The sequence below is a fragment of the Paracoccus sp. TRP genome, from assembly GCF_000185925.1.
Taxonomy (GTDB): domain Bacteria; phylum Pseudomonadota; class Alphaproteobacteria; order Rhodobacterales; family Rhodobacteraceae; genus Paracoccus; species Paracoccus kondratievae.
The window spans coordinates 1-8,314 of sequence record NZ_AEPN01000048.1 but is presented as its reverse complement, the minus strand read 5'-3'; the positions used below and the strand labels follow the sequence as shown (position 1 = coordinate 8,314).

Below are 8,314 nucleotides of genomic sequence, written 5' to 3'. Positions count from 1 at the left end.
CGGGTCACGTCTCGACGGAAATCAACAGACAAGACGAAGATCGGCTATGAGATCCCCTTCAACCGGCATTTCTACGTCTTCGAACCGCCCCGCCCGCTGGCCGAGATTGACGCCGATCTGGCGCAGGTGACGGCGCGGATTCAGCAGATGCTGAAGGGGCTGACGGCATGAAGCCCTATCTGGCGTATAAGGACTCTGGGGTTGAGTGGCTGGGAGTGGTGCCGGAGGGATGGGAGGTCATGCCGGTCAAGGCGGTCGCCTCGATTATTAACGGTTATCCGTTCAACTCAGCATCGTTCAATTCCACGGTGGGCCTACCCCTCGTCCGCATCCGCGATCTGAATCAGACAGAGTCGGAAGCGCGCTTTGACGGCCACGCCATTGAACAGGCAATCATCAGCAATTCGGATGTGCTTATTGGAATGGATGGCGATTTCAACGTTGGCCGCTGGTTAGGGGATGGCCCAGCGCTGCTTAACCAACGAATGTGTTGCGTCAGGGCCGGATCAGACACCCTTACAAGGTTTATAGAGTACTGCCTTCCATTCCCCTTGAAAAGAATAAATGACGTTACCTACTCGACTACGGTGAAGCATTTATCGTCGCATCAAGTTGAAAAGATCAGGATTGCGCTTCCTCCCTCCGACGGCGCCATCACTCAAATTGTCACCTTCCTCGACCGGGAGACGGCGAAGATCGACGGGATGATCGAGGAACAGCGCCGCCTGATCGCGCTTCTGGCCGAGAAGCGTCAGGCCACCATCAGCCACGCCGTCACCCGCGGCCTGAACCCCTCCGCCCGCCTCAAACCCTCGGGCGTCGACTGGCTCGGGGATATTCCCGAGGGATGGGAGGTGGTGCCGTTGAAGCGGAAGTCCCCTGAAATCACGGTAGGCATCGTGGTTGAACCATCGAAATATTATGTCGAAAGTGGGGTTCCGGCGCTTCGTTCTCTGAATGTTCGTCCCGGCCGCATATCTGGTGATAACATGGTTTACATCAGCGACAATGCCAACGAACTGATGTCAAAGTCGATGTTGCGCCATGGAGATGTTGTAGCTGTAAGAACCGGACAACCCGGAACATGTGCCGTGGTCCCTCAGGAGTTTGATGGGGCAAACTGCATTGACCTGATCATTGTTCGTAGATCGGCACAGTTGGACAGCGAATATCTGGTATGGTTTTTGACCTCTGATCCGGCATTGCGACAGTTTTCGGAAGGCTCTGGCGGGGCTATTCAGCTACATTTCAATGTGTCCGCCGCCAAAGATATTTTGGTATCTTGCCCACCTCTGGATGAGCAACGTGAGATTGCGGCCTATCTTTCTCGAATTACCGCCCAACTCGACACCCTAACCGAAACCGCCACCTCTGCCATCACCCTTTTGCAGGAACGCCGTGCGGCCCTTATCTCCGCAGCGGTGACGGGCAAGATCGACGTTCGCGAGCTAGCCAAGGTTCCGGCCCAAGCTCCGCAATCCTTGCACGTCAGCGCAATGGTCGCGGGCGTGATAATAGCGCGTCATGGCCAACATCTCGGCTTTGGCCGGATGATGGTTCAAAAGTTTCTCTTCATGACGCAAGCCTGCGCCAACGCCCCCGAAATTGGCGGTGACTATGAACGGCAAGCGGCTGGTCCTCTTGATCGCGACTTGCAGAGCCGGGTTGAGACTGACCTTGAGGCTGCCGGGCTAGTTCGGGTTCGGCAGGAAGGCGGTCCGGGCTCCCGTGTTCAATATGAGTTTCTGGGGGACGCAGCCGCCTTACACGCGGAGCTTGCGTCAGCACTCGGGGATCGGATGGAACGGTTCGACTATCTGAGTAACCAGCTTGGCAGCCTCACCAAGAACGGGATCGAGGCCGTTGCTACGCTCTATGCTGCCTGGAACGATTTCCTGATCGACGGTCGAACCCCTGATCGCGCCGACATCATTCGCGAAGTGCTGGAAAACTGGCATCCGGAGAAGTCCAGGAAGTTCACGGCGGACGAACTCGGCACTTGGCTCGACTGGATGGAGCGGCAGAATATCGTTCCGGATGGCACCGGACCCCAAACGCAGACCGGGAGGCTGTTCCCCTGATGGCCACGCATAAGGAAATCGGCTTCGAGGATGTAATCTGCGACCATCTGGCGGCGCATGGCTGGCTCTATGCCCCCGGCGATGCCGCCGCCTATGACCGCGCCCGTGCGATTTTCCCCGCCGATCTGGTGGCGTGGTTTCAGGACACTCAGCCCAAAGCCTGGGCCGAGGCAACGGCCAAGCACGGCGAGGCCGCGATCTTTGAGCGGCTACGCAAGCAGTTGAACACCCGCGGCACGCTGGACGTGCTGCGGCGCGGGATCGAGGTTGTGGGTCTGCGCGTCCCTCTGGCGCTGACCCAGTTCCGCCCCGCCATGGGCACGAACCCCGACATCATCGCGCGCTATCAGGCCAACCGCCTGCGCATCATCCGCCAGTTGCGCTATTCCGAAGTGAATGGAAATTGCCTCGATCTGGTGCTGTTCCTGAACGGCATTCCGGTGGCGACGGTCGAGCTGAAGACCGATTTCACCCAGAACGTTCAGGATGCCGTCGATCAATACCGTTTCGACCGCAAGCCGCAGGAAAAGGGCGCGAGCCCCGAGCCGCTGCTGTCCTTTCCCGGCGGCGCGCTGGTGCATTTCGCCGTCAGCGACCGCGAGGTGATGATGACCACGCGGCTGGCCGGTCCGGATACGCGCTTTCTGCCCTTCAACAAGGGCGATCACGGCGCGGCGGGCAATCCGGTCAACCCAAACGGTCATCGCACCGCCTATCTGTGGGAGGAGATATGGTCGCGCGAAAGCTGGCTGGAAATCCTCGGCCGCTACATGGTCGGCATGCGGGATGCGAAGAAGCAACTGACCGGCATGATCTTCCCGCGTTTCCACCAGCTTGATGCGACCCGCAAACTGCGGGCGGCGGTGCTGGACGAGGGTCCGGGCGGGAAATACCTGATCCAGCATTCGGCGGGGTCGGGCAAGACCAACTCCATCGCCTGGACGGCGCATCTGCTGGCCGACCTGCATGACGCGCAGGACGAGAAGATATTTTCGTCGGTCGTCGTGGTGTCGGATCGCAACGTGATCGACACGCAGTTGCAGGAGGCAATCTTCGCATTCGAGCGCACGACCGGCGTGGTGGCGACGATCACCAATGAATCGGGGGCGAAAAGCGGCCAACTTGCCGAGGCGCTGGCGGGCGGCAAGAAGATCGTCGTCTGCACCATTCAGACCTTTCCCTTTGCGCTGAAGGCGGTGCAGGATCTGGCGGCGACCAGCGGCAAGCGGTTCGCGGTGATCGCCGATGAAGCCCATTCCAGCCAGACCGGTGAGGCGGCGTCCAAGCTGAAGCAGGTGCTGTCGGCCGAGGAACTGGCCGAATTGCAGGATGGCGGCGAGATCAGCGCCGAAGACGTGCTGGCCGCGAATATGGCCGCCAAGGCGGGATCTTCGGGGATTAGCTTCATCGCCTTCACCGCGACCCCCAAGGCCAAGACGATGGAACTGTTCGGCCGCCGCCCCGATCCGGCTGCCCCTGTCGGGCCGGGCAATCTGCCCGCACCGTTCCACGTCTATTCGATGCGGCAGGCCATCGAGGAGAGATTCATCCTCGACGTGCTGAAGAACTACACGCCCTATGCGCTGGCGTTCAAACTGGCAAACGGCGGCGCGGAAATGGACGACCGCGAGGTCGAGCGCAGCACGGCGCAAAAGGCACTGATGCAATGGGTGAAGCTGCATCCCTGGAATATCGCGCAGAAGGTGGCGATCGTGGTGGAGCATTACCGCTCGATGGTGATGCCGCTACTGGGTGGGCGCGCCAAGGCGATGGTGGTGGTGGAAAGCCGCAAGGAGGCCGTCCGCTGGCAGATCACCATGCAGAAATACATCAAGGAAAAGGGCTATGGCCTTGGCACGCTGGTTGCCTTTTCCGGCGAGGTGAACGACCCCGACAGCGGCCCGGAGCCGTTTACCGAATCGTCGAAGGTGCTGAACCCCGGCTTGCGCGGCGATATCCGCGAAAGCTTCAAGGGGCCGGAGTTCCATGTGCTGATCGTGGCAAACAAGTTCCAGACCGGCTTTGACCAGCCGCTTTTGTGCGGCATGTATGTTGATCGTCGGCTGGCGGGCATCCAGGCAGTGCAGACGCTTTCGCGGCTGAACCGGGCGTGGTCCTCGGGTGGGATCACCAAGGATACGACCTATATCCTCGATTTCGCCAACAGCGCCGAAGACATCCTGACCGCCTTCCGCACCTATTACGAGACGGCCGAGCTGGAGGCGGTCACCGACCCGGATCAGGTGCTGGATCTGCGCGCAAAGCTGGATGCGCTTGGCTATTACGACGATTTCGAGGTGGATCGCCTGGTTCGGGCGGAGCTGGATCCCAGAGCGAACCACGCCAGTCTGTCCGCCGCCATCGAGCCGGTGGCGGATCGACTGCTGAAATCCTTCCGCGCGGCGAAGGATGCCGAGATCGCGGCCCGTGCCGCTGGCGATGACCGAGCGGCGCTTGCCGCCAAACAGACGCAGGATGCCCTGGCCGTGTTCAAGGCCAACATGGGCGCCTTCCTGCGGCTTTATGCCTTCCTGTCGCAGATCTTCGACTATGGTTCGACCGCCATCGAGGCGCGCAGCATTTTCTACCGTCGCCTTATCCCGCTACTGGATTTCGGCCGCGAGCGAGAGGGTGTGGACCTGAGCAAGGTGGAGTTGACGCACCACAAGCTGACAGCGAAGGATAAAACGGACCTGACTTTGGGCAGCGCGGCTGAAAAGCTGAAGCCCATGAGCGAATCCGGCTCGGCGGAAGTGCAAGACAAGGAAAAGGCTCTGCTGTCCGAGATCCTTGCCAGGATGAACGATCTGTTCACCGGCGTGACGGACAACGACCAGCTTTCTTATGCCATGGCGATCAAGGGCAAGCTGGTGGAAAACGAAACGCTTTCCCAGCAGGCCGGCAGCAACCAGAAGGAGCAATTCGACAACTCGCCGTTGCTGAAAGCGGCAATCATGGATGCTGTCATCGACGCCCTGGACGCACATTCGGCGATGAGTCGTCAGGCACTGGAATCTCCGGCGATTCAGGCCGGGCTGAAAGCGGCACTGATGGGGCCAGGGCGGCTGTATGAAGCCCTGCGGGAACGGGCCGCGTGACATGGTTAGAGGAGAAGATCGGCCCTTTCCAGACTTTCGGGCCGGGGGCGACGGATGGCCGGGGTCAGCCATTTAGCTACCAACGCGCCGAAGGTGGCGCCACCGTATGCTCAAGGCGCGAAGGGCGACAGCCATTGCGTCCGGTCCCGCACTTTATCGAAGTCCAGAGTCTAGCCCTTGCCGCAGCAATGCTTGTACTTTTTGCCGCTTCCGCACGGACATTTCTCGTTCCGCCCAACTTTTCGCCGTGCCGCTCCTCGCAAGACATCCTTGGTTTTCACCAAGGGCGGCGCTGAAGCCATCAATGCTTCCAGTTCATAGTCGAATACGTGCTTCTGCCGCACATATGCGCCGAAACGTACCAGCTTGGTCGATGGATCAACATTGAGACCCAACCATTTGTCGGCCTTCTGATGATACTTGCGACGCACCATGTGCTTTCGCAGAGAAGGCTCTGCAATGTATTGGGGATCAGAGTTGCAGTGGATGGTCAGGCCTGACGAACGATTTTCCATAGGTAGCGTTACGTCACCCCGTCCTCGTGCCGACATCCGTGAGACCAACGCCTCAACATCGTTGATCCCATCCTCTCCCATCTCCAGTAGAGACAGCCCCAATTCAACACAGAGCGCGTTCGGATTTCTATCAACATCATCGATCACATGGCCGACAAAAGTATCTTTGAAACGCGTCAGCAGTCCTTCGGGAGTATCTTTGCCGGGAAGACCTTCCCGCCGCACGATCATGGCGGAATCAATATCGCTCGCCAGACTGTCATCTAGGTTCAAGAAATCATTTTCACTTTCGAGCCAAAGGTTCACTCTCAGGAAATACCCAAGCACCCCCAATTCGTTAGTCGTCATTATCCTATCGTAGTATAAGGAACGGCGCTCTAGGTAGGCTAAGACCCGAATGGGAGAGGGGACCAGCTCCGATATCACGTCCAAGGTGAATAGATCGACGCAAAGCGGTTTTTCAAAGCCTTCAGCAGTATTGATTGCCAGGAACTGCCGAACTTGAATGCTCAGTGCCGGAAAGTGATCTGAAATAACCGTAATCGGGAAGACACGCTCTGGTCTCTGCAAGTCCACGACATTTCCGACAGCGTCCTTTACAATTACATCCGGATCTAGAAGCCCATCAAAACACACCCGGCACTGATCATATGCCTCCTGAATTGCGAGCTGGAAGTCTTTCTTGATTCTGACTAAGTTGCCGCTCCGGGAGGCGACCGTAAGCTTTTGTGACTTGCACTGACAGATGATCCCAACCTCACCAAACGATACGTAAACATCTATTTCGCCGACTTTGTTCACGCCTTTGTAAAGGTCCAAGTTCTGGAAGACATACTCCTCGCCGAAAATCCTTTTTAGGAAATCGAAGGTCATGGCCTCTGTGAAGTGGCCCTTATTTTGGGATGCCGCCGCTCTATATGCCGCGTCTTGGTACATCCAGTGAGCCGGACACTCATAAATCGCTTCCATAAGGCTGACGTACTGAAAGAGAAAATACTGTCCTTCCAAGAGGACGATGGGCTTTGCCGAAGTAATATTGAAGTCCGTTACTGATCGAAAGTTCGCATTTTCATTTTTGACATCACATGAGAATGCGGCGAAGAACCTCTTAACAGTTTCTATGGGCAAACCCGAAGCACCACTCACTTCTTCCGGTACCAGCTCGAATGCCGGCAGCATCGTCCAAAGCGTAGGGTCAGCCTTCCTCAGATTTGCGAGGTGATCCATCGCTTTTTTTGATTGGATATCAACGATTGCATCGGCGATTAACTTGGCGTCTTTCAGCGTGAAGCCCACGTTGACTGCCAGCCATTGCTCATCCTGCTGGTAGCGAACTTCCGCGAAGTCTTTGTACTGGAATGCATATGCGCTTTCGGTCGCATAAAACGCTGCTTCTCTGATTGCCTCTCCAGTAGAAAGGGGTGATCTATGCGCCTTCAAGTCAGAGAAAGCGTCTGCGACCATGCATTGATGAATTTCTTCAAGCAAGCGTTCTGCTTGCTCTAGATAATTCACCATCACCGCTTGATCTGGGAGTTCAGTCGAACCTGCGCCTCCGAGCAGGCCGCCGATCAACGACGCGATCTCAGTTCTTATTAGACGCTCCGGTGTTTTCTTGTCAGCAAGCAACTTTCCGGTCATCTGATCTTTGAAGCCGATCCAATTGTCCCGGAAACAGAACATCGCGATCGCATGAGCAAAGCCAGGAGCTCGGCAAACTTCCATCAACTCTTGAAAGTACTGTTCTTCGGATCGCACTAGCGCTATTTCCCTATCTACAATTCATGCATCATTTGCTTGCAATGGATCGTAAGCACGTCGTTCGGGGCGGTGACATTGCAGCCACAATCCACCGTGTTGCTTCGTCACGCAACTGCAAGCTTACTGTCCGGCACGATCAGCTTAACCCAGTGACCGGTAGCTGACCTCCACGACCGGCGCAGCGAATGACCGCTTTCCGCCCTTTTTGTCTCCGTCACTGGCAGTAACAGCGAAGGCGAGAACCGCTGCGATAGTTGAGGTCTCCGCGCTTCTCGCCTTCGCTGGCTCTGAGACCGGCACTTCTGGAGCTACTGGCGCCGAATGTCATGCAACCGGGTGCCGAAGTTGTACGCAACCGAGTGCCGAACCGAGTGAGAACCAGCAGCAGGTGCGGGGGAGCCAGACGACAACCAGCGGCGGCAGCCCCTGACCCGGGTCTATCCCCGCAGGTGCGGGGGAGCCGATCTGCGGCCATGAGAGCTATCATCAGCGCAGGGTCTATCCCCGCAGGTGCGGGGGAGCCGGCTTCCGCGACCACGATCACTGCCGGGAATGGGGTCTATCCCCGCAGGTGCGGGAAAGCCCTGCCAACGAGCCGCAAGCCCGCCGCGTCAGGGGGTCTATCCCCGCAGGTGCGGGGGAGCCAGCATCATCTGCGTCGTCCAGCAGGGACACAGTGGTCTATCCCCGCAGGTGCGGGGGAGCCAGCATCATCTGCGTCGTCCGGCAGGGACACAGTGGTCTATCCCCGCGGGTGGGGGGGAGCCGGCAAAACACGCGGCGATCTTTTGCCGCATGATGGTCTATCCCCGCAGGTGCGGGGGAGCCGGCAAAACACGCGGCGATCTTTTGCCGCATG

Annotated in this window: 3 protein-coding genes and 1 CRISPR repeat array; of the genes, 2 read left to right on the top strand and 1 reads right to left on the bottom strand. The window is 58.0% G+C overall.

Annotated features, from left to right (window positions below; all coding sequences use genetic code 11):
* The first annotated feature begins 167 nt into the window (after positions 1–167).
* Complete coding sequence (locus tag PARACOCCUSGL_RS21280; protein ID WP_010399236.1) at positions 168–2,081, top strand: restriction endonuclease subunit S; 1,914 nt, start codon at positions 168–170, stop codon at positions 2,079–2,081.
* A complete protein-coding gene (locus PARACOCCUSGL_RS0117020; protein WP_010399234.1) occupies positions 2,081–5,179 on the top strand; it encodes a type I restriction endonuclease subunit R in 3,099 nt (1,032 codons plus the stop codon). Before PARACOCCUSGL_RS21280 ends, PARACOCCUSGL_RS0117020 begins: the two co-directional genes overlap by 1 nt.
* Positions 5,180–5,349: 170 nt before the next feature.
* Here the strand turns inward: PARACOCCUSGL_RS0117020 and PARACOCCUSGL_RS22475 are convergent, their stop codons facing one another.
* Positions 5,350–7,452 (bottom strand): YecA family protein, encoded by a 2,103-nt coding sequence (locus tag PARACOCCUSGL_RS22475; RefSeq protein WP_010399231.1) that lies wholly within the window; start codon positions 7,450–7,452, stop codon positions 5,350–5,352.
* A 376-nt stretch (positions 7,453–7,828) separates the two neighbouring features.
* Positions 7,829–8,283: direct repeats of the CRISPR family, unit length 28 nt; unit sequence GGTCTATCCCCGCAGGTGCGGGGGAGCC.
* Positions 8,284–8,314: the final 31 nt, after the last annotated feature.

Coding starts and splice junctions, on each gene's coding strand:
- PARACOCCUSGL_RS21280 (WP_010399236.1), top strand. CDS start 168: ATGAAGCCCTATCTGGCGTATAAGGACTCTGGGGTTGAGTGGCTGGGA.
- PARACOCCUSGL_RS0117020 (WP_010399234.1), top strand. CDS start 2,081: ATGGCCACGCATAAGGAAATCGGCTTCGAGGATGTAATCTGCGACCAT.